24 protein-coding genes and 2 pseudogenes are annotated in these 25239 nt (G+C 60.2%); 8 read left to right on the forward strand and 18 right to left on the reverse strand.

Annotated features, from left to right (window positions below; genetic code table 11):
- Window positions 1–81: 81 nt before the first annotated feature.
- From pptA to HCK03_RS14435, 3 genes are all read right to left on the reverse strand, one after another.
- Complete coding sequence (pptA, locus tag HCK03_RS14425) at window positions 82–309, reverse strand: tautomerase PptA (protein WP_123551432.1); 228 nt, start codon at window positions 307–309, stop codon at window positions 82–84.
- A 68-nt stretch (window positions 310–377) separates the two neighbouring features.
- Window positions 378–995, reverse strand: a complete 618-nt coding sequence (locus HCK03_RS14430; protein ID WP_134525830.1) for a glutathione S-transferase family protein — start codon at window positions 993–995, stop codon at window positions 378–380.
- A 77-nt stretch (window positions 996–1072) separates the two neighbouring features.
- Complete coding sequence (locus HCK03_RS14435) at window positions 1073–2077, reverse strand: LacI family DNA-binding transcriptional regulator (protein WP_041145381.1); 1005 nt, start codon at window positions 2075–2077, stop codon at window positions 1073–1075.
- A gap of 304 nt (window positions 2078–2381) precedes the next feature.
- Between HCK03_RS14435 and HCK03_RS14440 the strand changes: the two genes are divergently transcribed.
- Together HCK03_RS14440 and HCK03_RS14445 are read left to right on the forward strand one after the other, a co-directional pair.
- Window positions 2382–3578, forward strand: a complete 1197-nt coding sequence (locus tag HCK03_RS14440; RefSeq protein ID WP_076947228.1) for an L-talarate/galactarate dehydratase — start codon at window positions 2382–2384, stop codon at window positions 3576–3578.
- A 199-nt stretch (window positions 3579–3777) separates the two neighbouring features.
- A complete protein-coding gene (locus tag HCK03_RS14445; RefSeq protein WP_167691795.1) occupies window positions 3778–5088 on the forward strand; it encodes an MFS transporter in 1311 nt (436 codons plus the stop codon).
- Window positions 5089–5153: 65 nt separating this feature from the next.
- Here the strand turns inward: HCK03_RS14445 and HCK03_RS14450 are convergent, their stop codons facing one another.
- The 9 genes and pseudogenes from HCK03_RS14450 to HCK03_RS14495 form a co-directional block, all read right to left on the reverse strand.
- Window positions 5154–6020 carry a transporter substrate-binding domain-containing protein gene (locus HCK03_RS14450; RefSeq protein ID WP_167692449.1) on the reverse strand — a complete coding sequence of 289 codons (867 nt, stop codon included), beginning with the start codon at window positions 6018–6020 and terminating at the stop codon, window positions 5154–5156.
- Window positions 6021–6043: 23 nt separating this feature from the next.
- A complete protein-coding gene (locus HCK03_RS14455) occupies window positions 6044–6823 on the reverse strand; it encodes an amino acid ABC transporter ATP-binding protein (RefSeq protein ID WP_041145377.1) in 780 nt (259 codons plus the stop codon).
- Window positions 6807–7733, reverse strand: a complete 927-nt coding sequence (locus HCK03_RS14460; protein ID WP_041145376.1) for an amino acid ABC transporter permease — start codon at window positions 7731–7733, stop codon at window positions 6807–6809. The genes HCK03_RS14455 and HCK03_RS14460 overlap by 17 nt, the downstream gene beginning before the upstream one ends.
- A gap of 9 nt (window positions 7734–7742) precedes the next feature.
- Window positions 7743–8252: a GNAT family N-acetyltransferase gene (locus HCK03_RS14465; RefSeq protein WP_041145375.1), complete on the reverse strand. Its 510-nt coding sequence runs from the start codon at window positions 8250–8252 to the stop codon at window positions 7743–7745.
- A gap of 11 nt (window positions 8253–8263) precedes the next feature.
- Window positions 8264–10536 (reverse strand): annotated as a pseudogene (locus HCK03_RS26385) (NtaA/DmoA family FMN-dependent monooxygenase).
- A 31-nt stretch (window positions 10537–10567) separates the two neighbouring features.
- Window positions 10568–11689: a M20 peptidase aminoacylase family protein gene (locus HCK03_RS14480; protein WP_123551427.1), complete on the reverse strand. Its 1122-nt coding sequence runs from the start codon at window positions 11687–11689 to the stop codon at window positions 10568–10570.
- Complete coding sequence (locus tag HCK03_RS14485) at window positions 11686–12687, reverse strand: LLM class flavin-dependent oxidoreductase (protein ID WP_167691797.1); 1002 nt, start codon at window positions 12685–12687, stop codon at window positions 11686–11688. Before HCK03_RS14485 ends, HCK03_RS14480 begins: the two co-directional genes overlap by 4 nt.
- A gap of 105 nt (window positions 12688–12792) precedes the next feature.
- The gene (locus HCK03_RS14490; protein WP_167691798.1) at window positions 12793–13338 is read right to left on the reverse strand and encodes a P-loop NTPase family protein; all 546 of its coding nucleotides are present in this window, start codon (window positions 13336–13338) and stop codon (window positions 12793–12795) included.
- A 105-nt stretch (window positions 13339–13443) separates the two neighbouring features.
- The gene (locus tag HCK03_RS14495; protein WP_115192862.1) at window positions 13444–13842 is read right to left on the reverse strand and encodes a (R)-mandelonitrile lyase; all 399 of its coding nucleotides are present in this window, start codon (window positions 13840–13842) and stop codon (window positions 13444–13446) included.
- 108 nt (window positions 13843–13950) lie between these two features.
- Here HCK03_RS14495 and HCK03_RS14500 point away from each other — a divergent pair, with 108 nt between their 5' ends.
- Together HCK03_RS14500 and ansP are read left to right on the forward strand one after the other, a co-directional pair.
- Window positions 13951–14838, forward strand: coding sequence for a LysR family transcriptional regulator (locus HCK03_RS14500; RefSeq protein ID WP_167691799.1), 888 nt, complete (start codon window positions 13951–13953; stop codon window positions 14836–14838).
- Between the two features lie 188 nt (window positions 14839–15026).
- Window positions 15027–16490, forward strand: a complete 1464-nt coding sequence (ansP, locus tag HCK03_RS14505) for an L-asparagine permease (RefSeq protein WP_041145367.1) — start codon at window positions 15027–15029, stop codon at window positions 16488–16490.
- Between the two features lie 57 nt (window positions 16491–16547).
- Here the strand turns inward: ansP and HCK03_RS14510 are convergent, their stop codons facing one another.
- Together HCK03_RS14510 and yncE are read right to left on the reverse strand one after the other, a co-directional pair.
- Window positions 16548–16769, reverse strand: a complete 222-nt coding sequence (locus tag HCK03_RS14510) for a YgdI/YgdR family lipoprotein (RefSeq protein ID WP_041145366.1) — start codon at window positions 16767–16769, stop codon at window positions 16548–16550.
- Between the two features lie 142 nt (window positions 16770–16911).
- Window positions 16912–17973: a 7-bladed beta-propeller protein YncE gene (gene yncE / locus HCK03_RS14515; RefSeq protein WP_076947241.1), complete on the reverse strand. Its 1062-nt coding sequence runs from the start codon at window positions 17971–17973 to the stop codon at window positions 16912–16914.
- 260 nt (window positions 17974–18233) lie between these two features.
- Here yncE and pqqU point away from each other — a divergent pair, with 260 nt between their 5' ends.
- Window positions 18234–20345, forward strand: a complete 2112-nt coding sequence (gene pqqU / locus HCK03_RS14520; RefSeq protein WP_167691800.1) for a TonB-dependent receptor PqqU — start codon at window positions 18234–18236, stop codon at window positions 20343–20345.
- A 256-nt stretch (window positions 20346–20601) separates the two neighbouring features.
- Window positions 20602–21537 carry a pyrimidine-specific ribonucleoside hydrolase RihA gene (gene rihA, locus HCK03_RS14525; protein WP_143967205.1) on the forward strand — a complete coding sequence of 312 codons (936 nt, stop codon included), beginning with the start codon at window positions 20602–20604 and terminating at the stop codon, window positions 21535–21537.
- Window positions 21538–21805: 268 nt separating this feature from the next.
- Here rihA and HCK03_RS14530 read toward each other — a convergent pair.
- The 3 genes and pseudogenes from HCK03_RS14530 to HCK03_RS14540 form a co-directional block, all read right to left on the reverse strand.
- Window positions 21806–21895, reverse strand: a pseudogene (locus tag HCK03_RS14530) (DUF596 domain-containing protein); the annotation flags it as partial.
- 245 nt (window positions 21896–22140) lie between these two features.
- Entirely contained in the window at window positions 22141–23178 is a 1038-nt protein-coding gene (locus HCK03_RS14535) for an NADP-dependent oxidoreductase (protein ID WP_123551423.1), read from the reverse strand.
- A 64-nt stretch (window positions 23179–23242) separates the two neighbouring features.
- Window positions 23243–23818, reverse strand: coding sequence for a helix-turn-helix domain-containing protein (locus HCK03_RS14540; RefSeq protein WP_167691801.1), 576 nt, complete (start codon window positions 23816–23818; stop codon window positions 23243–23245).
- A gap of 205 nt (window positions 23819–24023) precedes the next feature.
- On the opposite strand from HCK03_RS14540, the gene HCK03_RS14545 reads away from it, so the two are divergent.
- Both HCK03_RS14545 and HCK03_RS14550 read left to right on the forward strand, forming a co-directional pair.
- Window positions 24024–24542: a GNAT family N-acetyltransferase gene (locus HCK03_RS14545; protein WP_041145361.1), complete on the forward strand. Its 519-nt coding sequence runs from the start codon at window positions 24024–24026 to the stop codon at window positions 24540–24542.
- Window positions 24539–24988, forward strand: coding sequence for a DMT family transporter (locus HCK03_RS14550; RefSeq protein ID WP_143716801.1), 450 nt, complete (start codon window positions 24539–24541; stop codon window positions 24986–24988). The genes HCK03_RS14545 and HCK03_RS14550 overlap by 4 nt, the downstream gene beginning before the upstream one ends.
- Before the next feature lie 8 nt (window positions 24989–24996).
- On the opposite strand, the gene HCK03_RS14555 is transcribed toward HCK03_RS14550, so the two are convergent.
- On the reverse strand, window positions 24997–25230 hold the full coding sequence (locus HCK03_RS14555; RefSeq protein ID WP_041145359.1) for a YdcY family protein: 234 nt from the start codon (window positions 25228–25230) through the stop codon (window positions 24997–24999).
- Between the last annotated feature and the right edge of the window lie 9 nt (window positions 25231–25239).

Genomic DNA, 25239 nt, shown 5'->3' on the forward strand with positions numbered 1-25239 from the left:
CCGTTCGGCCCGGGCGACAAAGAGCAGCGGCTTTTGTCGCCCGGGCAGGCGCTGAGTGCCGCCTTCGGGAAAGCGAAGCAGCTACATGCTGTAACCGGGTTTCTTAATCAGCTGCGCCATCTGCGGGGCGATTTCGCTGTCCCACACTTGCTGCCAGTCGCTCGGGTCAACCTGCTTCAGGGCCACGCTCACCGAGCTCTCCTTGCTGTTCAGGTGCTGCACTAATACGGCGGTGATATCGGCGGCCAGCGCCGTTTTTTGCTCATCATTCAGCTCGCGAGGAAAACACTTAATATCAACATGCGGCATAGCAGACTCCTTATTGTCAGAACGATAAAACTACCACAGCCCGGGCGCGCTGGTTTTCATTTTGTGCCTTAAATCAGCTCGTTGCGGCGTAATACCGCCTCCAGCTCGGCGCGTTGATATACCGCATCCGCGACGGCAACGAATTTCGGCGTGTGCGCCTCAAACCACTCCCGCCCCGGCCCCCACGAGCACATGACCGCGATATAGCAGTCCAGCAGGCTTATCCGCTCGCCCAGCGCGTAGGGCCCGGCGACGAGCTGCTGCTCGAGCCACAGGTAGAGCGACTGGCGATAGTTCACGCAGTTTTCCCGCAGCTGCTGCGGTGCATCCGCCGCCCAGCGCTCAGGGTAATCCGCGTAGGTGAAGGTGGGATAGACGTTGGCAACCAACCAAATCAGCAGGCGCTGAAACGGGTGTCGCTGCGGCGTTCCTGGCTCGGGCGCGAGGTCCGGCCGCTGGTCGAGGATGGTTAAGGCAATCGCGGCAGATTCGCTCATCACGCTGCCGTCCGCCAGCTTAAGGGTGGGTACCTGACACAGCGGGTTTATCTGCATCAGGCTGTCGCGCTGCGGTCCGGGTTTATCAAAACCCTCAACGTTAACAAAGTGGTACGGGATTTCGGCCAGCGTCAGCATCAGCTCGCTGATTGCCGACCCCCAGCCCGGTACGCCATAGACGGTGATCATGTTCGGCCTCCACGGTAAACGTCGGGTGTCGGGTGAAAGCCGGAAAAAAGCCCGTCGCGCGCTATTTAACGGCGTGCCTACGCCGACTCTCGCTCCAGCAAATGATAGCCCAGATCGATAATTGCTTCCCCTTCCCCCACGCCTTCAATGCGGTCGGCGAGGAGGGTTGCCGCGCGTTCGCCAATCGCCTGGCGATCGACGCTTACGGTGGTAATCGCCGGTCGGTTGCTGGCGGCAAAATCCAGATCGCCGAAGCCCATTACCGCTAAATCCTTCGGCACGCGCAGGCCGCGGCTTTCCGCCTCCATTATCGCCCCCTGCGCCAGGGTATCGGAACTGCAGACGATAATATCGAACTCGCCGGCGTCAAGCAGCTGGGCCAGGCCGCTGCGCCCCAGCGCCAGCGAGGCGGGAAGCGGCACCGCCACCTGATGCACATCGCTCATACCGCCTTTGACCAGCCGGGCGCACAGCCCCTGCTTACGCAGCGCCGCTCGCGCGTCCCCTGCCCACAACAGCCCCGGGCGTCGATAGCCCTTGTGCAGCAAAAACTCGCCTATCGTCTCGCCAACTTTCTCATGCGAAAAGCCCACCAGCATATCCAGCGGCGTCGGGGTCAGATCCCAAATCTCCACCACCGGGATGGCGGCGTTGAGGATGGTTCTCTTTAGCGCCGGCGCATGCTGAATGCCGGTCAGCACGACCCCGTCCGGGCGACGGGAGAGCAGGGTTGCCACCAGCTCCGCTTCGGTCTCCCGACTGTAGCCCGCGACGCACAGCAGCATATGGTAGCCGCGCGCCGCAAGGGTATCGCTCAGCGCCTGGATGGTGTCGACAAACATATTGTTGTTGATTTGCGGAACCACGACGGCAATCAGCCGGCTGCGTCGCGAAGCCAATCCGCCGGCCAGCGCATTGGGAATGTAGCCCGTGGCCTGCACCGCCTGCAGCACCTTTTCCACCGTTTTAGGCCGCACCAGCTGCGGCGTATTGAGCGCCCGACTGACCGTCATTGATGATAACCCCGCCGTGCGGGCAACATCATCCAGCGTCGGCACGCGCGTCGGTTTTCTGCTTTTCACGGCTAAGCCCCTGTGTTGAGTCGTTCCCAGCGGGCATTATTGATGATGCCCCAGCCAATTGCCAGCACCCGCCCGCGCATCTGCATGAGAATCAATAACCTGAGAGATAAAATGTTATCGCTATCATTAATAGTTGTGCTATTTCACAGATTGTTTTGGATCGTGATGTCACTTGCATAATTTTACCACTAATAACCTAAAGTTGTGATCGTTTGTACAAATTAAACGCACTCCTGTGGTCGAAACACTAAAGCTGGATTAAAAATGTTAGCGCAAACATTTTATAACTCATAAGGAACATGCCATGACCACCAGCGCCAATTCCAGCTCCGTGACCTACGCCAAAACCACCGGCGTCAAAACCGCCGCCGAAACCGGCGACCGCATTGAGCACGTTAAGCTCTCCCTGGCTTTTCTCCCCTTAGCCACGCCGGTCAGCGATGCCAAAGTCCTCACCGGGCGGCAAAAGCCGCTCACCGAAGTCGCGATTATCATCGCCGAAATTCGCTCCCGCGACGGTTTCGAAGGGGTAGGTTTTAGCTATTCCAAGCGCGCGGGAGGCCAGGGAATTTACGCTCATGCCAAAGAGATTGCCGATAACCTGCTCGGTGAAGACCCCAACGATATCGACAAGATCTACACCAAACTGCTGTGGGCGGGCGCCTCCGTCGGGCGCAGCGGCATGGCGGTACAGGCCATCTCTCCGCTTGATATTGCGCTGTGGGATATGAAAGCCAAACGCGCCGGGCTGCCGCTGGCGAAGCTGCTCGGCGCCCATCGCGATTCGGTACAGTGCTACAACACCTCCGGCGGTTTCCTGCATACGCCGCTGGATCAGGTGCTGAAAAACGTCGCCATCTCGCGGGAAAACGGCATCGGCGGGATCAAGCTGAAGGTGGGCCAGCCGAACACCGCCGAGGATATCCGTCGCCTGACGGCGGTGCGTGAAGCGCTGGGCCCCGATTTCCCGCTGATGGTTGACGCCAACCAGCAGTGGGACCGGGAAACCGCCATTCGCATGGGGCGTAAAATGGAACAGTTTAACCTGATCTGGATTGAGGAGCCGCTCGACGCTTACGATATCGAAGGCCACGCGCAGCTGGCCGCCGCGCTGGATACGCCGATTGCTACCGGCGAGATGCTGACCAGCTTCCGCGAACACGAACAGCTTATCCTCGGCAACGCCTGCGACTTCGTGCAGCCGGACGCCCCGCGCGTCGGCGGTATCTCCCCCTTCCTCAAGATTATGGATCTGGCGGCGAAGCATGGCCGCAAGCTGGCCCCGCATTTTGCGATGGAAGTGCATCTGCACCTCGCCGCCACCTACCCGCTAGAGCCGTGGCTGGAGCATTTCGAGTGGCTAAACCCGCTGTTTAACGAGCAGCTTGAGCTGCGCGATGGGCGGATGTGGGTTTCTGAACGTCACGGGCTGGGCTTCACCCTGAGCGAGCAGGCGCGCCGCTGGACCCAGCACAGCTGCGAGTTTGGCCAGCGCCCCTGATGCTTGCGCCGGCTATTTCCCGGTCCGGGAGCGAAAGCGCCGGGGCCGGGCTGGGGGATAAGCGCATCCCCCACCCTTGCGTAGTCCGGTCAGCTTATGGCCGGGGATAGTTATTAACGACCGGCGGACGGCACTTTATTCCCCCTCCCGCCCCTGACTTGCTGTACCCACATCACCAACCCTGAAACGGAGTTGAAAAGTGAATACACAATTAAAACGCAGCAACGTGCGTTACGGTATTTTATTATTTCTTTTTTTGGCCACCGTATTTAATTATGCCGACCGCGCCACGCTGTCGGTCGTCGCACCGATTATGAGTAAAGAGCTCGGCTTCGACCCGGAGGCCATGGGTCTGGCTTTTTCCGTGTTCGGTATTTCTTACGTGATAATGCAAATCCCCGGCGGCTGGCTGCTGGATAAATACGGCTCGCGGCTGGTGTACGGCTGCGCGCTGATCGGCTGGTCGGTGGTGACCATGTTCCAGGGGACGATTTTTCTGTTTGCCAGCCCGCTGGTGGTGCTGGTTATTCTGCGCCTGATGATGGGCGCAATAGAAGCCCCGGCCTTCCCCGCCAACAGCCGCCTCAGCGTGCAGTGGTTCCCGAATAAAGAGCGCGGATTTGTCACCTCGGTATATCAGGCGGCGCAGTATATTTCGCTGGGTATTATCACACCGCTGATGACGATCATCCTGCATAATTTAAGCTGGCACTATGTTTTCTATTATATTGGCGCCATCGGGGTGGTCCTGGGGATATTCTGGCTGGTTAAGGTGAAGGACCCGTTACATCACCCGAAAATAAATCAGCAGGAGCTTAAATATATTCGCGAGGGCGGCGGCGAGCCGGAGCTAGGCAGCAAAAAAACGCAGCACAAATTAACCCTCGCGCAGATTAAAAGCGTCTGCGTAAACCGCATGATGATTGGCGTCTATATCGGCCAGTTCTGCGTCACCTCCATTACCTGGTTCTTCCTGACCTGGTTCCCGACCTACCTTTACCAGGCGAAGGGAATGTCGATTCTGAAGGTCGGTTTTGTCGCCAGCATTCCGGCCATTGCCGGGTTTATCGGCGGCCTGCTCGGCGGGCTGTTTTCCGACTGGCTGCTGAAACGCGGCCATAGTCTGACCACTACCCGCAAGATACCGGTCATCTGCGGCATGCTGCTCTCCTGCGTCATCGTCGTCGCTAACTATACCGCTTCTGAGGTGGTGGTTATCGCCGCCATGAGCCTGGCCTTCTTTGCAAAAGGCTTTGGCAATCTCGGCTGGTGTATCCTCAGCGATACGTCGCCTAAGGAGATGCTGGGTATCGCCGGCGGGGTCTTCAATATGTGCGGTAACCTCGCGAGCATCATCACGCCGCTGGTGATTGGGATCATTATTGCCAATACGCACTCGTTTGATTACGCCATTCTCTACGTCGGCTCGATGGGCGTGCTCGGCCTGCTCTCCTATCTGTTTATTGTCGGGCCGCTGGATCGTATCAACCTGACGCCTCGCGCGGCCTGATTATCAACCCTGGCGAGAGTTCGCCCCCGCTGTTTCGCAACACACTCCTGCGGAACAGCGGTTTTTTAGTAGGTAATCCCCGGCGGATTGACCACCGACTGCGTTACCGCCTCCCCCTGTTCCCCCCAGCGCGCCAGCACCTGCTGGTACTCGCCGCGGGCTATCGCCCCGTCGAGCGCCGCCTGCAGCGCGTACACCAGGCCGCTGCCCTTTTTGGTGGTGGTGGCAACGTAAGCCTTTTTCGGCCCCAGGCCGACGACTTTGGTCGTGCCGGTCAGCGCCGCTTTGTAGGCCGCCACCGACTGCGGGCCAAAGAACACGTCGGCGCGTCCGGACTGAATATAGAGATTACCCGAGGCGTCGTCGGTCAGGTACACCGGCAGCGCCGGCTGGCGCCCCGCCGCTTCGTTCTCGGCGTTCCAGCCGAGCAGAATACGCTCCTGATTGGTGCCGGAGCCGACGATCACCTTCCGCCCGGCAAGATCCGCCGCGCCGTTCACCCGGTCTATCGGGCTGGTGGATTTAACGGAAAAGGCCAGGGAATCGACGCGATAGGTGGCGAAATCGAATTTCTGCTTGCGCTGCTCGGTCACCGCGATATTCACCAGCGCCACGTCGTAGCGCCCGGAGGTGATGCCCAGCGGCCAGTCCTCCCACGCCGTCGGCACCAGCCGGAGCCGGAGCCCCAGGCTGCCGGCCAGCAGGCGGGCGATATCCGGATCGCTGCCGATACGCGTGCGGTTATCGCTCGCCAGCAGCGCCAGCGGCGGTGAATTCAACGCCGAGATAGCCACCGTCAGCGTCCCGGGCTCAACGAAGCGATAATTGGCCGGGATCTGCGCAATCGCCCGGCTGTCCGCCGTCACCGGCAGCGGCCGCTCGTTGGCCCGCAGGTCAATCTCCGCCTGCGCACCCGCCGGGATAATACCCATCAGTAATGCCAGAAGTCCTTTTCTCATGCCGGAAGCACCTTCGATAAAAATTGCCGCGTGCGCTGATGCTGCGGATGGTTAAGGACCTCATCGCTGCTGCCCTGCTCAATGATTTTACCATCGACCATAAAGACCACCTGATCGGCGACCTCGCGCGCAAAACCAATCTCATGCGTCACCACCACCAGCGTGGTGCCGGAACGCGCCAGCTTCTTGATAACGTCAAGCACCTCGCCCACCAGCTCAGGGTCCAGCGCCGAGGTTGGTTCGTCAAACAGAATCACCCGCGGCTTGAGGGCCAGCGCCCGCGCGATGGCAATGCGCTGCTGCTGACCGCCGGAGAGATGCCGCGACCAGGCATCGGCTTTGTTGCGCAGCCCCACCACGTCGAGCAGATCGTAGGCCTGCTCGATGGCCTCCTTGCGGCTGGCTCGTCCGTGGGCAATCGGCGCCTCAATCAGGTTTTCCAGCACCGTCAGGTGCGGGAACAGGTTGAAGTTTTGAAAAACGTAGCCGACGTTCACACGCTGGCGGAGGATCTCTTTTTCCTTCAGCTCGTACAGCCTGTCGCCCTGACGGCGATAACCGATATAGTCGCCATCAATTTGGATAAAGCCCTCATCAACCCGCTCGAGGTGGTTAATGGCCCGCAGCAGAGTGGATTTCCCCGAGCCGGAAGGCCCGAGGATCACCGTTACCGTGCCGGGCTCTATCTCCAGGGAGACATCGTCCAGCGCCTTATGGCGGCCAAAATATTTGCTGACGCCGGTAATCGAGATGTGGCCGTTATGAGAGTTGGGCATGGACGGGCTCCTGCGTCTGCGGTGAACGAGAGGCTTCGGCAACGCGAGTGCGGCGCGGGCTGTTCACCGCCGAGCGGCGCTCGCTGCGCGCCAGCGCGCGTTCGACCAGATATTGGATAAGCGACAGTACGCTGGTGATCGCCAGGTACCACACCGCGCCGACCATCAGCAGGGGGATCACTTCCTGGGTGCGGTTGTAAATCATCTGAATGGTGTAAAACAGCTCCGGCATCGCCAGGACGTAGACCATCGCCGTCCCCTTGGCGAGGCTGATAATTTCATTGAAGCCGGAGGGCAGAATAGTGCGCAGCGCCTGCGGTAGAATAATGCGCAGGGTACGCCGCCACGCCGGCAGGCCGAGCGCCGCCGCCGCTTCATACTGACCGTGATCGACACCGAGGAAGCCGCCGCGAATAATTTCCGCGGTATAGGCACTCTGCACCAGCGTCAGCCCGACTACCGCGGTGGAGAACTGCCCCAGCACGTTGATGGTTTGATAGCTGCCCCAGCTGATGCTGGTAAAGGGAATACCGAGCGACAGCGTGTCGTACAGATAGGAGAAGTTGTAGAGAATAATCAGCACCACGATCAGCGGCAGCGAGCGGAACAGCCAGATATATCCCCAGGAAAGGCTGCTCAGCAGCCACGAGGAGGAGAGCCTGGCCAGCGCCAGCAGGCCGCCAAAGATCACGCTCAGCACGGTACCGAGCAGGGTCAGCAGCAGCGTTTGCCCCAGCCCTTCGAGGATAACCGGATCAAAGAACCAGCGCGCGAAGACCGCCCACTCCCAGCGGGGGTTAAAGGCCACCGATTGCACGACGACGGCCAGCACCAGCAGCGCCAGCACCGCGCCGACGGCGCGCAGCGGATAGCGCGCCGGGATAACTTTTATCGTTTCAGATGTTTTCATCATTGCTCCTCAGGCGCTCTGGCCTAGCGCGCTAACCGCCAGCGCTTTGCTAAACCGCAGCCGTCCGTCATAGGGCGGCTGGCTGTACTCTTCCGGGTTGCGGTCGAGGTCGAACTGCGGCTCATAGCCCTGGCTCAGATAGAGCTTCACCGCCTCCGGCTGACGAAAGCCGGTGGTCAGGTAGATATGGCTGTAGCCCGCCAGCACCGCCCGACGCTCCAGCTCCTGCACCACCTTTGCCGCCAGCCCCTGCTGGCGCAGCGCGTGGTGAGTCCAGATGCGTTTAATTTCGGCGGTGTTGGCGTCTTTGGGCTTGTAGGCGCCGGTGGCGATAATCTCCCCCTCGCGCTCGAGTACGATAAACAGCCCCTGCGGCGCCAGATACCATTCGGTTAGCTCAACTTCGGCATCGCGGGAAAAATAGTCCCCGTAGCGCGAAGCGTACTCGGCAAACAGGCCGTCAATAACCGGCTGCAGCTCAAGGGCTTCGGGTGAAACATCGCGGAATACGTCGCTCATACTGACTCCTGTTAATCGCCCAGTCCGGCCGGATTAATCTCTGACTGCGGGATGCTCTCGACGCCTTCCCCCCAGCGGTTAAGCACTTTGGCGTAGTCGCCGCTCTGGATAGCGCCGTTCAGCGCCGTCTGCACCGGGGTGACCAGGCCGCTGCCCTTTTTCACCGTCACCGCGATATGCGCCGCCTTCGGCCAGCCGCCGTCGACGCTGCCAACCAGTTTGGTTTTGCCGGTGAGCGCCGCTTTCCATGCGCCAATCACGTTGGGGCCAAAGAAGGCATCGGCGCGACCGGACTGCAGGGCGAGGGTCAGCGCGGCGTCATCCTTGGTGTAGATCGGGGTAAAGGGCTTCAGCCCCTTCTTCAGATTCTCCGCGTTCCACGCCAGCAGAATGGCCTCCTGGTTGGTGCCGGAGCCGACGATAATGCGCAGGCCGGCAATCTCCTCCGCGGTGTCAATTTTGTTCAGCGGGCTGGTGCTCTTGACGTAGAAGCCCAGCGAATCCTTGCGGTAGGTGGCGAAATCAAACTTCTCTTTGCGCTCTTTGGTCACCGTAATATTGCTGATCGCGGCATCATATTTGCCGGAGACCACGCCGAGCGGCCAGTCCTCCCACGAGGTCGGAACCACGTTCAGCTGCAGGCCGAGGCTATCGGCCACCAGGCGGGCGATATCCACCTCGCTGCCGAGCAGGGTTTTGTTATCGTCAGAAAAGACGGTGAGCGGCGGCGAGTTCAGCGCCGCGACCGCGACGGTGAATTTTCCCGGTACCGCGAGGCGCAGATCCTTCGGCAGCTGGGCAATCGCCTGCGGATTTTTTGCCGTATGCACCGGCGCTTTGTTGGCTTCGAGGCTGACCCCGGTGCCGTTGATATTGACGTTCTGCGCCCACGACGAAGCGCTTGCGGCCAGGGCGAGCGCGAGGATAAGTGACTTTTTCTGCATAGCGGGTGTTCTCTTATTATTGTTTATTGTTGTTGGAATTGATTGACCGGCTCGGCCAGCCCTAAGCTTGCACGCAGGGTGGTGCCGGGATACTCCTCGCGGAACAGCCCCCGCTGCTGCAGAAGCGGCACCACCTGGTCAACAAAGCGCGGGAAGGCGTCCGGCGTGCCGCCCTGGATAATAAAACCGTCGGCGGCCCGCTGTTCAAACCACTGCTGCAAACCGTCGGCGACCTGCTGCGGCGTTCCGGAAAAGCGCGGACGCGGGCTGGCGGCTTCCAGCGCCACCTGGCGCAGGCTCAGGCCTCGCTCGCGGGCGCTGCGCTTGATCTCATCCGTGGTGCTGCGGAAGCTGTTTTGTCCGAGATCGCCGATGTCCGGGAACGGCGCATCAAGCGGGTACTGCGCAAAGTCGTGATGTTCGAAATAGCGTCCGAGGTAGTTCAGGGCATCCTCAATCGAGACCAGCGCGGCGGTGGTCTGATACTGCTGCTCCACGTCTTCGGCGCTGTCGCCCACGATGACGCTGACGCCCTGGAAAATATGCAGCGAATCTTCCTGACGGCCATACGCCGCGAGCTGACCTTTAACGTCGCGATAAAACGCCTGCGCCTCCTCAAGAGAGTCCTGATGGGTAAAAATGGCGTCGGCATGGCTCGCCGCCAGCTTTTTACCATCATCAGAAGCGCCTGCCTGAAATATAATGGGGCGCCCCTGCGGCGTGCGGGCAATATTCAGCGGACCGGCAACCTTAAAAAAGTCGCCATGATGATCGAGGGCATGCAGCTTATTTTTATCAAAGAACTGGCCGCTGGCCTTATTGCGCACGAAGGCGTCCTGTTCCCATGAATCCCACAACCCTTTAACCACCTTTAGATATTCATCCGCGATGCGATAGCGCAGCGCATGGTCGGGGTGCTGAGCGCGGGAGAAGTTTTTTGCCGAGCCCTCCAGCGGGGAGGTGACGACGTTCCAGCCCGCCCGGCCCTGGCTGAGATGGTCGAGGCTGGCGAACTGCCGCGCGGTGGTAAAGGGCTCGCTGTAGGAGGTTGACAGCGTGCCTACCAGGCCGAGGTTGCGGGTCACCGCCGCCAGCGTGGAGAGCACCGTCAGCGGCTCAAAGCGGTTTAAAAAGTGCGGGATGGATTTCTCGTTAATATACAGGCCGTCGGCGACAAATATAAAGTCGAGCTTACCCTCTTCGGCTTTTAACGCCGTTTGCTTAACAAACTCAAAATTAATGCTGGCATCCGCCTGCGCTAACGGGTGACGCCAGGCGGACATATTTCCCGAGGCGCCGTGTAATATGGTGCCAAGACGCAGCTGTCGTTTTTCAGACATAGTTCACCCTTCCCTTGCCGGTAATTAAAATTTAAATTTGCTGTAAAGCCCGTTCCGCCAGGGTCGCAAAATAGCGCGCCGCCGGGGCGATTAAATTCTCATCCGGATTAAATCCGGGATGGTGGAGACCGAATTCGCTGGCGCTGCCGATGCTGACAAAGGCGCCGGGAATATGCTGCAGGTAGACGGCAAAATCTTCCCCACCCATATGCAGGTCCGCGTGATGGGTGCGGTAGCCGACCTCGTCGGCAACCTCGCTGGCAAACGCTGCCCAGCGCTCATCGTTCACCAACGCCGTTGGCCCGGAGTACCAGAAAACGTCGATCTGCGCGCCGAAGGCGCTGGCAAAACCGGCGGCGATTTCACTTACCCGCGCCTTCACCCGCTGCTGCACTTCGCTGCTGTGGGTACGCAGCGTCCCTTCCAGCTCCACGCTCTCCGGCAGGACGTTCCAGGTGTTGCCGCCCTGGATCCGCGTCACGCTCAGCACCACCGAATCGAGGGTATTAACCTCCCGGCTGGCAACGCTCTGTAGCAGAGTGACCAGCTGGCTGGCAAGCAGGATGGCGTCTTTGCCCTCGTGCGGGCGCGCGGCGTGAGCGCCTTTGCCGGTAACCTTAAAGACGAAGCGATCGACGTTGGCATAAAAGGCGCCGCCGCGGGTGGCAAACTCCCCAACCGGCAGCCCCGGCTCATTGTGCATCCCGAAAATAGCCGCCACCCCTTCCAGAGCGCCGGCGCGGATCAGGGTTTTGGCGCCGCCAAAATTCTCTTCCGCCGGCTGGAACAGGATCCGCACCCGGCCCGGCAGCTGCGCTTCGCGCTCTTTGAGCAGCAGCGCGGCCCCCAGCATCACGCTGGTGTGAATGTCGTGGCCGCAGGCGTGCATCACGCCTTCGTTTTGCGAGCGATACGCGAGGCCGGTCGCTTCTTCGATCGGCAGCGCGTCAATATCCGCCCGCAGGGCAATGAGCTTTTCGCCGCTGCCCACCTCAACCACCAGGCCGGTTTTCAGCTCGTAGGGCAGCAGGCGCAGGCCGCCGCTTTGCAGCCAGTCGCGGATGCGCGCGGTGGTAGCCACCTCCTGCAGGGAGAGCTCCGGGTACTGGTGCAGCTCGCGCCGCCAGCGGATCAGCTGTTCAGCAAAGCTCATGGCAGCACCTCCGCACCCTGATGGGCCTGGGCCAGCAGGCGCAGCGAGTTGAGCCGCGCCTCACCTTCGGCGACCGGCGTATCGATGATGAATTCGTCAATTCCCCACTCCGCGTGCAGCTCGTCCAGCTGCGCTTTGACCTCCTCGGCGGTCCCGGCCAGCAGGGAGGATTCGCGGCGGGCGATGCGCGTCGGGGCGCTCCCCGCCTGGCGGGCAAAGGCGATCCCCTGAGCCTCGCTGCCAACGGTCACGTGCTGGCCGTTTTCCAGCTCCACGCCCCAGACCTCAACCTGCTGCGCGAGATCCCGCGCCGCCGCACGATCCTCGGCGACGATCGCCTGCACGGCGATAATGGCATCCCGGCGGCTCAGCGTGCGCCAGCGGGTCAGCACCTCGCGAAGCAGCGCTTTGTCGCCGTTAAGGTGGGCGGCAAAGACAAAGTTCCAGTCAAGCTGGGCGGCGAGACGAGCGCTCTCAAGGCTGGCGCCGAGCAGGAAGCCGTCCGCGCGCCGGGGCGGGATCGGCGTTGCCCGCACGCTCTCTTCGCCTTCAGCCTCGGTCAGCGACAGCCAGTTATCAAGCTGGGCCAGTTGGTCGGCAAAGGTGCCCTTATCTTTCTGATTCAGCCCCTGCTGCAGCGCGCGGGTGGAGAGCGGCAGGCCGCCGGGCGCTTTGCCGACGCCAAGATCCACCCGGCCCGGCGCAATAGAGGCCAGCAGGTTGAAGTTTTCCGCGACTTTATAGGGACTGTAGTGCTGGAGCATCACCCCGCCGGACCCGACGCGAATCTGCCGGGTCTGGCCGAGGATCCAGGCGATCGCCAGCTCCGGCGACGGGCTGGCTAATTGATCGGTATTATGGTGTTCGGCTATCCAGAAGCGATGATATCCCCAGGCCTCAGCCTGTTGCGCAAGGGTTAAAGTTCGGGTCAGCGCCTGAGCGGCCGTTTCCCCAGCCGCAAGCGGACTTTTATCCAGAATACTGATTCGATAAGACATTTCGCAGACTCGTATTAACTAACGTGTCTGCATTATTAGAATCTGGGGAGGCGGCTGAGAAACAATTTATTTACATGTGCTCTGCCGGAAAATAGATATACGGGCTTAATGCTGAGCAGGCTGCGCTGTCAACTGGCGGAGAAAATCCTCCGTCTGACGCCGGTTACGCAGGCGCACAAAGCGGATATGCTGCCAGGCCGGGTCGGCCGTATCGGCAAGGTAGCGCTGGCGATTGTGACGCCAGGTTTTGATGGTCCACCAGATAATGGATTCGCGGCTAAAAAAGGAGCGACGGAAGCTTTCGCAGTTGCCGGTACCGGGCCACAGCTCCTGATGGCGGCTGGCGCGGGCGGCGGCGCGACACACCGCCTGCCGCAGCGTGCGGCAGAATCCGTAGTCGAGCCAGACCACCAGATCGACATCGCGCCATTTGATCTGACGGCTGCGGTTATAGTTGCCGTCCAGCACCCAGCCCGGCGCGGCGGTAGCGGCGGCTAATTTGGCGAAGAACGCTTCGTCCGGCGTGCCCTGCCACTGCGGAAGCCAGTAGAGCCGATCCATTTCGATACAGGGAAGCGCCAGCTGCCGGGCAATCCGCTGGGCGAGAGTCGATTTTCCGACGCCGCTGGTCCCTACTACGTTGATTTTCATCCTGCGCTCTCAGCCGTCCTTTGGGGTAAGAATATTAACCCACAAACGGCGCGTCGGGGATGAAAATTCCGGCTCAGCGCCTGCGCTACCCGGCTACGGTCGCGTTTAGCAGCCCTGGTACTGCTCGTCGCTGACGTGCTCCTGCCAGGTCACCGGGCTGCCGTTCTCCGCTTCGGCGATGGCAATATGCACCATGGCGGTGGTGCTGCTGGCGCCGTGCCAGTGCTTCACGCCCGGCGGGATCCACGCGATATCGCCCGGGTTCAGCGCCTGCGGCTCTTTGTCCCACTCCTGCAGCCAGCCGCGTCCCTGGACCACAATCAGCGTCTGGCCCAGCGGATGCGTATGCCAGGCGGTACGCGCGCCGGGTTCGAAGGTGACCGTCGCGCCGCCCACTTTCGCCGGCTCGGTGGCCTGAAAAGGCGCGTCGATACGCACGTCGCCGGTAAACCAGTCTGCAGGACCTTTTCGTGATGGCTGTGAGCCGCTGTGGCTAATATTCATGATGCTCTCCTCTTAGGTGTTGCACTAAAGATAGCGCAAGCGCCGGGCCGCGATTAGACTGCAAAATAAGAAAGGAACCATGAGCCAAATTCATTAATCCGGAAAACGATGCTTAAAGACAATATTAACGACCTGCTGTCATTTATGGCGGTGGCCCGCGAGCGCAGCTTTACCCGCGCCGCCGCCCAGCTCGGCGTTTCCCAGTCGGCGTTGAGCCACGCCATGCGCAACCTGGAGGCCCGGCTCGACGTGCGCCTGCTGACCCGCACCACCCGCAGCGTCGCGCCAACCGAGGCCGGCGAAAGGCTGTTTCAGCGCCTCGGTCCGCATCTGCAGGAAATTGAGCAGGAGCTCAGCGCCCTGCGCGATACCCGTGAGCATCCGGCCGGCAATATCCGCCTTACCGCCGGCGAGCACGCCGCCAGCGCGGTGCTCTGGCCGACGTTGAAACCCTTTATGCTGCAGTATCCTGACATTCATATCGAAATTACCGTTGATAACGGCCTGACCGATATCGTCGATGGGCGCTTTGACGCCGGGATCCGCCTCGGCGAACAGGTGGCGAAGGATATGATTGCGGTGCGTATCGCCCCCGATATGCGCATGGCCGTCGTCGGCTCGGCGGACTACCTTGGGCGCTACGGCACGCCGCAAACGCCCTATGAGCTCGACCGCCACCGCTGCATTAATATGCGCTTACCGACCCTCGGCGGTATTTATGCCTGGGAGTTTGCGCACGAGGGGCGCGAAGTGCGCGTTCGCGTTGACGGACAAATCACGCTAAACAGCCTACCGCAGCGCATAGATGCCGCCGCCGCGGGCCTCGGGCTGGCCTATGTCCCGGAGGATTCCGTTGCCGAAGCTCTCGCCGACGGCCGGCTGGTGCGGCTCCTCGAAGCCTGGACGCCCTCCTTCACCGGCTACCATCTTTATTACCCCAGCCGCCGCCAGCACACCGCCGCCTTTTCCCTGCTTGTGGACGCTCTACGGCGCTGAACCCATTGATATATAAGCAAGTGCGGTGCAGAAATGTTTTACGTGCGTCACTATCACGTTGCGTGTAGGATGCTGCGCCATGCTCTGCTTATCTCCTACGCCAGAATGATGAGAAAGCCAGCATAACGTGCTGCCAGTCGGCGGTGCGAGGACCACTCATGGACATTGACAGGAAAATGGGTACATCAATGAATACAAAACACAACGCCGCGGCCGAGCATCAGGCCGCAAAACGTCACTGGCTCAACTCGCAGGAATCGGGTTACCACAAGGCAATGGGCAACCGCCAGGTGCAGATGATCGCCATCGGCGGCGCAATCGGCACCGGTCTGTTCCTCGGCGCCGGCGCGCGCCTGCAGATGGCGGGGCCCGCGCTGGCCCTGGTGTATCTGGTCTGCGGCCTGTTCTCCTTCTTTATCCTCCGCGCGCTGGGCGAACTGGTGCTGCACCGGCCCTCCAGCGGCAGCTTCGTCTCCTACGCCCGCGAATTCCTCGGTGAAAAAGCGGCCTACGTTGCCGGCTGGATGTACTTTGTCAACTGGGCGATGACCGGCATTGTCGACATCACCGCCGTGGCGCTCTATATGCACTACTGGGGCGCGTTCGGCGACGTTCCGCAGTGGGTCTTCGCCCTCGGCGCGCTGGCAATCGTCGGCACCATGAATATGATCGGCGTGAAGTGGTTTGCCGAAATGGAGTTCTGGTTTGCGCTGGTCAAAGTGCTGGCGATTGTTGCGTTTCTCGTGGTCGGGACCATTTTTCTCGGCAGCGGAAAACCGCTGGACGGCAACGCCACCGGCTTCCACCTGATTACCGATAACGGCGGCCTGTTCCCGCACGGCCTGATGCCGGCGCTGGTGCTGGTGCAGGGGGTGGTGTTCGCCTTTGCCTCCATCGAACTGGTCGGCACCGCCGCCGGGGAGTGCAAAGAGCCGCAGACCATGGTGCCGCGCGCGATCAACAGCGTGATCTGGCGTATCGGCCTGTTCTACGTCGGCTCCGTGGTGCTGCTGGTGCTGCTGCTGCCGTGGAATGCCTATCAGGCGGGGCAAAGCCCGTTCGTCACCTTCTTCTCGAAGCTCGGCGTGCCCTACATTGGCAGCGTGATGAATATCGTGGTCTTAACCGCGGCGCTCTCCAGCCTCAACTCGGGCCTGTACTGCACCGGGCGCATTCTGCGTTCGATGTCGATGGGCGGCTCCGCGCCGCAGTTTATGTCGAAGATGAGCCGCCATCAGGTGCCTTATGCCGGGATTCTGGCGACGCTGGCGGTCTACGTCATCGGCGTATTCCTCAACTATCTGGTGCCGTCGCAGGTCTTTGAGATCGTGCTCAACGTGGCTTCGCTGGGGATTATTGCCTCGTGGGGCTTTATTGTGGTTTGCCAGATGCGGCTGCGTAAAGCGATCGAGGAAGGTAAGGCGGCGGAGGTGAGCTTCAAAATGCCGGGTGCGCCGTTCACTTCCTGGCTGACCCTGCTGTTCCTGCTCAGCGTGCTGGTGCTGATGGCCTTTGATTATCCGAACGGCACCTACACCATCGGTTCAATTCCGCTGATTGCGGTGCTGCTGGTCGCCGGCTGGTTTGGCGTTCGTCGCCGGGTGGCGGCGGTTCATAGCACCGCACCGGGTGCGCAGACGGCGCAAAAATAGCGCGATTGCGGTTTGGCCGAAACCGGTCAAACCGCACTTTTCAACAACGATCCAGACTTAGTTATCTTTAACCAGCTGCGAAACGTCGCTGCTGTTAATTTGACGCTGGTTGCCCGATTCGTCGGTGTAGCTGGTCATGCCGGTATCTTTATCCAGCTGTGGCTTGCCGTGGGTCACAATGGTCTGCCCACTTTTCGTTGTCATCACATAGTTCGAAGTACAGCCCGCCAGTAAAGCCAGCATCGCGCCGGCGCACAGAACCATAAATGGCTTATTCATATCGTCTCCAGAATGATTACCACTCTCCCGCAGCAGGCGGGAAAGCGCTGATTGTAAAGCCATTACGTTAATACGGCTAACAGGTGTTTGTAACAGAGGGTGATTCAGGCGAGCAGGAGGGGTCTCCCCCTCCGCTAAATCTTTACAGCGCGATGCGGATAACGTCATCCGGCTGAGTGGCTTCTTTCTGACGGGTTGATTCCTGCTTCACGCTGACGTACAGCGTTTTACCGTCGGCGGAGAGCGCGAGGCTGTTAGGGTAGGTTGGCGTTTTGATGGTTTTCACGACCTTGTAGGTTTTACCATCGATCACGCTGACTTCGCCGGCCTTACGATGGGTCACGTAGGCTTCATTGCGGGTTGGGTTGAACAGCACCGCCAGCGACTCCGGCGCGGCGATTTTCTCCAGCACCTTGCCGTCGCGCAGATCGACAACCAGCACTTCCGGCTGCTTGCCGTCGGTGACAAAGGCGCGATGGCCCGCGGTGTCGAGGCTCAGGTTCAGGTAGAAGTGCTCCTTACCGTCATCCTGCAGCTTTTTACGGCTCAGAATTTTGTTGCTGTCGCTGTCGATAGTCAGCAGCTCGCCGTCGGCATTGGTGGTGTAAATGCGCTTCGCGTCAGCATCAACCGCCAGCCCGGTCGCCATCGCGCCGGTGTTGGTAATGGTCTCTTTCAGGGTCAGCTTGTCGCCATCAACCACCCAGATAACGCTCTCTTTACCCAGCCCGGTAATATAAACGGTGTTGGTCTTCTCATTCACCGCCAGCTCGCGCGGCGCCAGCGGACGCACGGTTTCGCTGCGCTTGCGGGAGTCAAGCACCAGACGGCCTTTCACGGCGCCGGTTTTGGCATCAATTGCGGTAACGGTGCTGTCGGTGGTGTTGCCAAACCACAGCGTCTGGGTCGCGTTGTTGATCGTCGCCCCGAACGGCTTGAGGTCGTTATGGATAACCTGAGTGACCTCCAGCGTCGTCGGGTCGAGGCGATAGACGATCCCGCCTTTATCCAGCGAACGACTTTGCGAAGTCGCGACCCATAGCGCATTTTCCTGCTGGCTATAAGCCATCTCGTATGCGCCCTTTCCAACCGCCTTGCGCAGCATTTCTTCCGCCGCGTGAGCGCTGAAGCTCCCCGCCAGCAGCAGTGAAGTTAACAACAGTGAACGGCGCAGACGCGGCGTGGACAGATGACGTAATGACATGACGACTCCCTTTGATAAAACAAATATGTGCCTGCTCGACAGTGCTTCCGTGACGTAAAGTCATGGCTTTACGCTATTTTATAAATGCGAATAGTAATCATTATTTAACGCAAAGTGGAGCGTTAATTGCGCTCGCGGGCGAAAAAAATAGCCAATAGTTGCCATTATTTAACTAAACTTCCGTTAATAATTTTCAAAAAATTACAAAAGAGTTAACATATGGAGATATGTTCCGTTTGGTTCGTTTTGCGAGTGTTTACATGAAAATCCTTTCCGTGCGCACGGTTGCGCTTCCCGCCCTCCTCTTGCCGCTGGTCGCTATGGCTCAGTCCAGCCCCGAAGGCGAGCAGACGATGGTCGTCACCGCGGCCCCAACGACGGTCTCTGAACTCGATACCCCCGCCGCCGTCAGCGTGGTCAACGGCGACGAAATGCGCCGCGCCGCGCCGCGAGTCAACCTTTCCGAGTCGCTGGGCGCGGTGCCCGGCCTGCAGGTGCAAAACCGGCAGAACTACGCTCAGGACCTGCAGCTCTCGATTCGCGGCTTCGGCTCTCGCTCCACCTACGGCGTGCGCGGGCTGCGGATCTACGTTGACGGCATTCCGGCCACCATGCCCGACGGCCAGGGGCAAACCTCCAATATCGATATCGGCAGCGTAGAGTCGCTGGAGGTTCTGCGCGGGCCCTTCTCCGCGCTGTACGGCAACTCCTCCGGCGGGGTGATTAACGTCACCAGCCAGAGCGGCAGCCAGCCGCCGACCATCGAAGCCAGCAGCTATTACGGTAGCTTCGGTACCTGGCACTACGGCATGAAGGCCACCGGCGCCGTCGGCGACGGTACCCACGCCGGGGACGTCGATTACACCGTGTCGACCAACCGCTTCACCACTCACGGCTACCGCGATCACAGCGGCGCGCGGAAAAATCTCGCCAACGCGAAGCTCGGCGTGCGTATCAACGACGTCAGTAAGCTGACGCTGCTGTTCAACAGCGTGGATATCAAAGCCAACGATGCCGGCGGCCTGAGCTACGACGAGTGGCAAAGCAACCCGCGCCAGTCGCCGCGCGGCGATCAGTACAACACCCGCAAGTCGACCAAACAGACCCAGGCCGGTTTGCGCTATGAGCGCCAGCTGAGCGAGCGCGACGACCTGAGCGTGATGATGTACGCCGGCGAGCGTGAAACCACGCAGTATCAGTCGATTCCACGCGCGCCGCAGCTTAACCCGAGCCACGCGGGCGGCGTGATTGACCTCACCCGCCACTATCAGGGCATCGATACCCGCTGGACCCACCGCGGCGAGCTGCTGGTGCCGGTGACCTTCACCACCGGGCTTGATTACGAAACCATGAGCGAGCGCCGCAAAGGGTTTGAAAACTTCGTGATGGCCAACGGCGCGCCGCAGTACGGCGAAGAGGGCAACCTGCGCCGCAACGAACGCAACCTGATGTGGAATATCGATCCTTATCTGCAGACCCAGTGGCAGCTGACGGAGAAACTGACTCTCGATGCCGGGGTGCGCTACAGCTCGGTGTGGTTCGATTCAAACGATTATTACATTGCCCCGGGGAACGGCGACGACAGCGGCGACGCCAGCTACCACAAATGGCTGCCGGCGGGTTCACTGAAGTATGCGCTGACCGATGCGTGGAACGTCTACGCTTCCGCCGGTCGCGGCTTTGAAACGCCGACCATCAACGAGCTCTCCTATCGCTCCGGCAACCAGGGCGGCCTGAACTTTGGCCTGCAGCCCTCAACCAACGAGACGTTCGAAATCGGCAGCAAAACGCGGATCGGCAACGGCCTGTTCACCGCCGCCTTATTCCAGACCGATACCGATAACGAGATTGTCGTTGACGCCAGCAGCGGCGGTCGCACCAGCTATAAAAACGCCGGCAAAACCCGCCGTCAGGGAATGGAGCTGGGGCTGGATCAGCAGTTCGCTGAGAACTGGCGCCTGAAGGCCGCCTGGACCTGGCTGGATGCTACCTACCGGACCAACGTCTGCGATGACGCCAGCTGCAACGGCAACCGCATCCCGGGGATCGCCCGCAATATGGGCTACGCCTCGTTTGGCTATCAGCCGGATCGCGGCTGGTACGCGGGCAGCGATATTCGCTATATGAGCGACATTATGGCTAACGATGAGAACACCGCTAAGGCGCCGTCGTGGACCGTCGTTGGGCTCACCAGCGGCTATAAGTGGAGCTACGGCAACATGGATATGGACGTTTTCGGCCGTATCGATAATCTGTTTGACCGCAGCTACGTCGGGTCGGTGATCGTCAACGAGTCCAACGGCCGCTACTACGAACCGGCACCGGGACGTAACTACGGCGTTGGCCTGAACCTCGCCTGGCGATTTGAGTAATACCCAGCCGCCGCCCGGGGAGTCACGCCGGGCGGCGGCGTTAACGCGCCGCTCCGGCTACGACCTCATCGTCCCTCTTCGCCCCGGCAAGCACGGACCAGGCGGCAAGCCTACATACGCCAGCCTGTAGTCGGGAGATTCGTCTTCCCCCACCATCATAATGCGGCGTGCATCACGCTTTGTTTTATCCTCCCTCGTCTGTTGTGCTCCAGGGCGTTACCCTTATCACAAATATCGCCCATAAAAAGGAGCCGCTATGGCACTGCCAATCATCCTTGATTGCGACCCGGGTCATGATGACGCCATCGCTATCGTTCTCGCCCTCGCCTCACCCGAACTGGACGTCAAAGCCATCACCTCCTCCGCCGGTAACCAGACGCCGGAGAAAACCCTGCGTAACGTGCTGCGCATGCTGACGCTGCTGCAACGCCAGGATATTCCGGTGGCCGGCGGCGCGCGTAAGCCGCTGATGCGGGAGCTGATCATCGCTGACAACGTTCACGGCGAAAGCGGGCTCGACGGCCCGGCGCTGCCGGAGCCTGATTTTGCCCCACAGAACTGTACCGCCGTCGAGCTGATGGCCAAAACGCTGCGCGAAAGCCCGCAGCCGGTGACGATTGTCGCCACCGGCCCGCAAACCAACGTCGCCCTGCTGCTGAACGGCCACCCGGAACTGCACGATAAGATCGCACGCATCGTGATGATGGGCGGCGCGATGGTGCTCGGAAACTGGCAGCCCGCCGCCGAGTTCAATATCTACGTCGACCCGGAAGCGGCGGAGATTGTCTTCCAGTCGGGTATTCCGGTGGTGATGGCCGGGCTGGATGTCACGCATCGGGCGCAGATTCATGACATGGATATCGAACGTTTCCGCCAGGTCGGCAACCCGGTAGCCACCATTGTTGCCGAGCTGCTCGACTTCTTTATGGAGTATCACAAGGATGCTAAATGGGGATTCACCGGCGCCCCGCTGCACGACCCCTGCACCATCGCCTGGCTGCTGAAGCCGGAGCTGTTCACCTGCGTTGAGCGCTGGGTGGGCGTGGAAACCCAGGGGAAATATACCCAGGGCATGACGGTGGTCGATTATTACTTCCTGACCGGTAATCAGCCGAATACCACGGTCTTGCTGGATGTCGACAGGGAGGGTTTTGTAGACCTGTTAGCCGAGCGGCTGGCGTTTTATGGCTGAATTTAGATTCAGCGAGACGTTAAGAGTTGCGATACTGCCTTCTGGATAAAGACGTGCCGACCGGAAGCGTCGGCAGTTTGCAGCGTATCAGGCGACGAGTTTATCAGGCTCTGGACCTGTCTGTCGTTCGTCAATGCTCCTGACTTTGGTCTGCCCGCGTTGGATCGATCAGAGCGTTAAATTCAATATCGTGACCGACAAAAAGCGTTTACACGGGAAAAGTATACAAGGATAACGGCTCCGCAGAGCCGTTATGACTAGCGGTGTATCAGGTCCAGTCTTCATAGCCGTTCTCGTGGATCCAGACAATCCCTCCTGGACATTCCTCAAATGTGAACCACAAGCCAGAGTATAAGTCCTCTTCGCATTATTCCCCTGTATGTTACTTCCCCCGTCCCCCAACACCTGCGCGAACTCCTTCCCGAACATATTGAGCTTATCGCTACTCTGTTTTGGATTAAAAACTTTAACTAACTGGCCAGTATTGGTTTTCTGAAAGGAGAACGAACAAAGAGACGGGTTAAGGAAAACCCCGGAGAGCGCGCCATTTCTGGCGCCTTGCAGATCGTCGCCCCGGCGCACGGCGGCGCCGGGGCATAGGCGTTACTCGTCCGGCGAAACGCGGACCACGACTTTACCGAAGTTCTCACCCTTCAGCAGGCCGATCAAAGCGCGCGGGGCGCTCTCCAGCCCGTCGATTTGCTGCTCGCGGTACTTGATTTTACCTTCCTGCACCCAGCGCCCCATCTCCTGCTGGAACTCGGCGATACGGTGGCCGTAATCCTGGCTGATGATAAAGCCCTGCATCCGAATCCGTTTTTTCAGCAGCGTGCCCATCAGCAGCGGCAGACGGTCCGGCCCGTCGGGCAGCGAGGTCGCGTTGTAGCCGCTGACCAGGCCGCACACCGGCACCCGCGCCGCGGTATTGAGCAGCGGCAGCACCGCATCGAACACCTTGCCGCCGACGTTTTCATAATACACGTCAATACCCTGCGGGCAGGCCTGCGCAAGCTGTTCGGCAAAATCGGGTGCCCGATGGTCGAGGCAGACGTCAAAGCCCAGCGTCTCGACCGCATAGCGACACTTCTCGCTGCCGCCAGCAATTCCGACGGTGCGGCAGCCTTTAAGCTTAGCAATCTGCCCTACCGTTGCGCCCACCGGCCCGGTGGCGGCGGCGACCACCAGCGTCTCGCCGGCCTTCGGCTGTCCAATATCCAGCAGCCCCATATAGGCGGTAAAACCGGGCATGCCCAGCAGGCCGAGCGCCCAGGACGGATGCTCCGGCTGCGCGCCCAGCTTCACCAGCCCGCTGCCGTCAGACAGCTCATAATCCTGCCAGCCGCCGTAGCCCAGCACCCACTCCCCGGGCGTAAAGTCAGCATGATTTGACGTCACCACCCGGCTCACCGTACCGCCCACCATCACCGCGCCGATGGCGACCGGCGGCGAGTAGGACGGCGCATCGCTCATGCGGCCGCGCATATAGGGATCTAAAGAGAGAAACACGGTGCGAAGCAGCACCTGTCCCGGGCCCGGAGACGGCACATCGCCCTCTTCCAGACGAAAGTTTTCTCCGGTCGGCTCGCCGTGTGGACGAGAAGCCAGCACCCAGCGACGGTGACGTTGCGAATTAAAAGCCATAGCAAACTCCTCTTTTAAAGACCTGTACTGAGGCTAGCCGCAATTACCGCCGCCTGCATTGGCATTATGAGGCAGATTGATTCAGCCTGACGACCAGATAGATGCAGGAGGAGGCGGATTCATTGATAAAGCGGCAATCGTTCGGCGGCCCCAGCTCCAGGCAGTCCCCCGCCTGCATTTCATGGCGCGTGGCGCCTTCAACAAACACCAGCTCGCCCTGCTGCAGCCAGATCAGCTGGCGCGCCAGCGCATAGGAGGCCGCGGGCATCGGAACATCGCTGCCGGCGGGAAGTTCCACCTGCACCAGATCGATAGGCAGGTCGCTGCGCGGCGAGACGTGACGGCGCAGATAATGGCTCTGCGGATCGCGCCACACCGGCTGGTTGGCAAAACGCAGCAGCTTACCTTCCTGCATCTCCGCCCGGGCGATCAGCGTCGACATGCTGATGCCAAAGGCGCCGGAAAGACGCCCGAGCATCGACGCCGTCGGGCTGCTCTCAGCGCGTTCGATTTTGTGGATCATCGCCCGCGACGCGCCGGCCCGTTCCGCCAGCTCGCTCAGAGACCAGCCTCGGGACTCTCGTTCGATCCGAATGCGGGAGCTGATGCGCTGATTGATGTTGTCTTCGATAGTATTCATAGCGTAGTACTATAGTGTATGGCAGGCGGCGTAACAAGGTGATGAAAGCTAAGGTATTTGCACGGCTCTGATTCACGCCTCTTCGCCTGAGGCCGCGCCGGCCAGAGCTGCATAGTAAAAAATTATGCCTAAAACAGATGACAGCGTCGCGTACATTATTGTAATAATAACGTACTACTATAGTGTACAAAACTTGAGGTTTGCTATGACCATCCGCTATGCCTGTAAAGAGGATTGTGCGGCAATTGCCGGGATCTATAACCACGCGGTGCTGCACACCGCCGCTATCTGGAATGATAAAACCGTCGACACCGATAACCGCATTGCCTGGTTTGAAGCGCGCCAGCTGGCCGGTTTCCCGGTGCTGGTGAGCGAAGAGGACGGCGTGGTGACCGGCTATTCATCCTTTGGCGACTGGCGCGCCTTCGACGGTTTTCGCCATACCGTTGAGCATTCGGTCTACGTACACCCCGATCACCAGGGAAAAGGGCTTGGCCGCACCCTGCTTGTGGCGCTGATTAATGAGGCCCGCCGCCTGAAGAAACACGTGATGGTCGCCGGCATTGAGGCGCAGAACCACGCGTCGCTGCATCTCCATGAAACCCTCGGTTTTGTGACCACCGGCCAGATGCCGCAGGTCGGCACCAAATTCGGCCGCTGGCTTGACCTGACCTTTATGCAGCTTCAGCTCGACGATCGCCGCGATCCGGATCCCGAGGCATGAATCAGTCGCTGACGCTGGCCTGCCTTATCGCCGCCGGGATCGGGCTGGTGGTGCAGAATACGCTGATGGTGCGCATTACCCAGTCCACCTCCACCATCCTGATTGCGATGCTGCTTAATTCGCTGGTCGGGATTGTTATTTTCGTCACTATATTGCTCCTACGCCACGGCGCGGCGGGCTTTCATGAGCTGGCGGTTAGCGTGAAGTGGTGGACGCTCATTCCGGGCCTGCTGGGGTCGTTTTTTGTCTTTGCGAGCATCAGCGGGTATCAGAACGTCGGCGCGGCGACCACCATTGCGGTGCTCATCGCCAGCCAGCTGGTCGGCGGCCTGATCATCGATTTAGTGCGCGCCCACGGCGTGCCGTTTCGTGCACTGGTGGGGCCGTTTTGTGGAGCGGTCATGCTGGTGATTGGCGCCTGGCTGGTAGCCAGACGCCAGTTCTGATGCGGATATCAGAGGATAGCGCCACCCCTGGTCAACTGCTCACGCCGCCCCTCCTGCTCTTCCTGGTGCTGGCGTCCGTGATGAGCAATGGTGGTGCGTAGACGCTGCTGCTGGGTATAGCGATCGTCGCGATCGAGTTCAGCATCATCGCTCAGCTCGATCAGCAGCTCATTCATATGGGTAATCACCCCTTCGGCAATCGCCGCGTCTACGCGGGCGATAACCTCATCCAGATGTGCCATCCTGCTCTC

Source organism: Klebsiella terrigena (assembly GCF_012029655.1).
Classification (GTDB): Bacteria; Pseudomonadota; Gammaproteobacteria; order Enterobacterales; family Enterobacteriaceae; genus Klebsiella; species Klebsiella terrigena.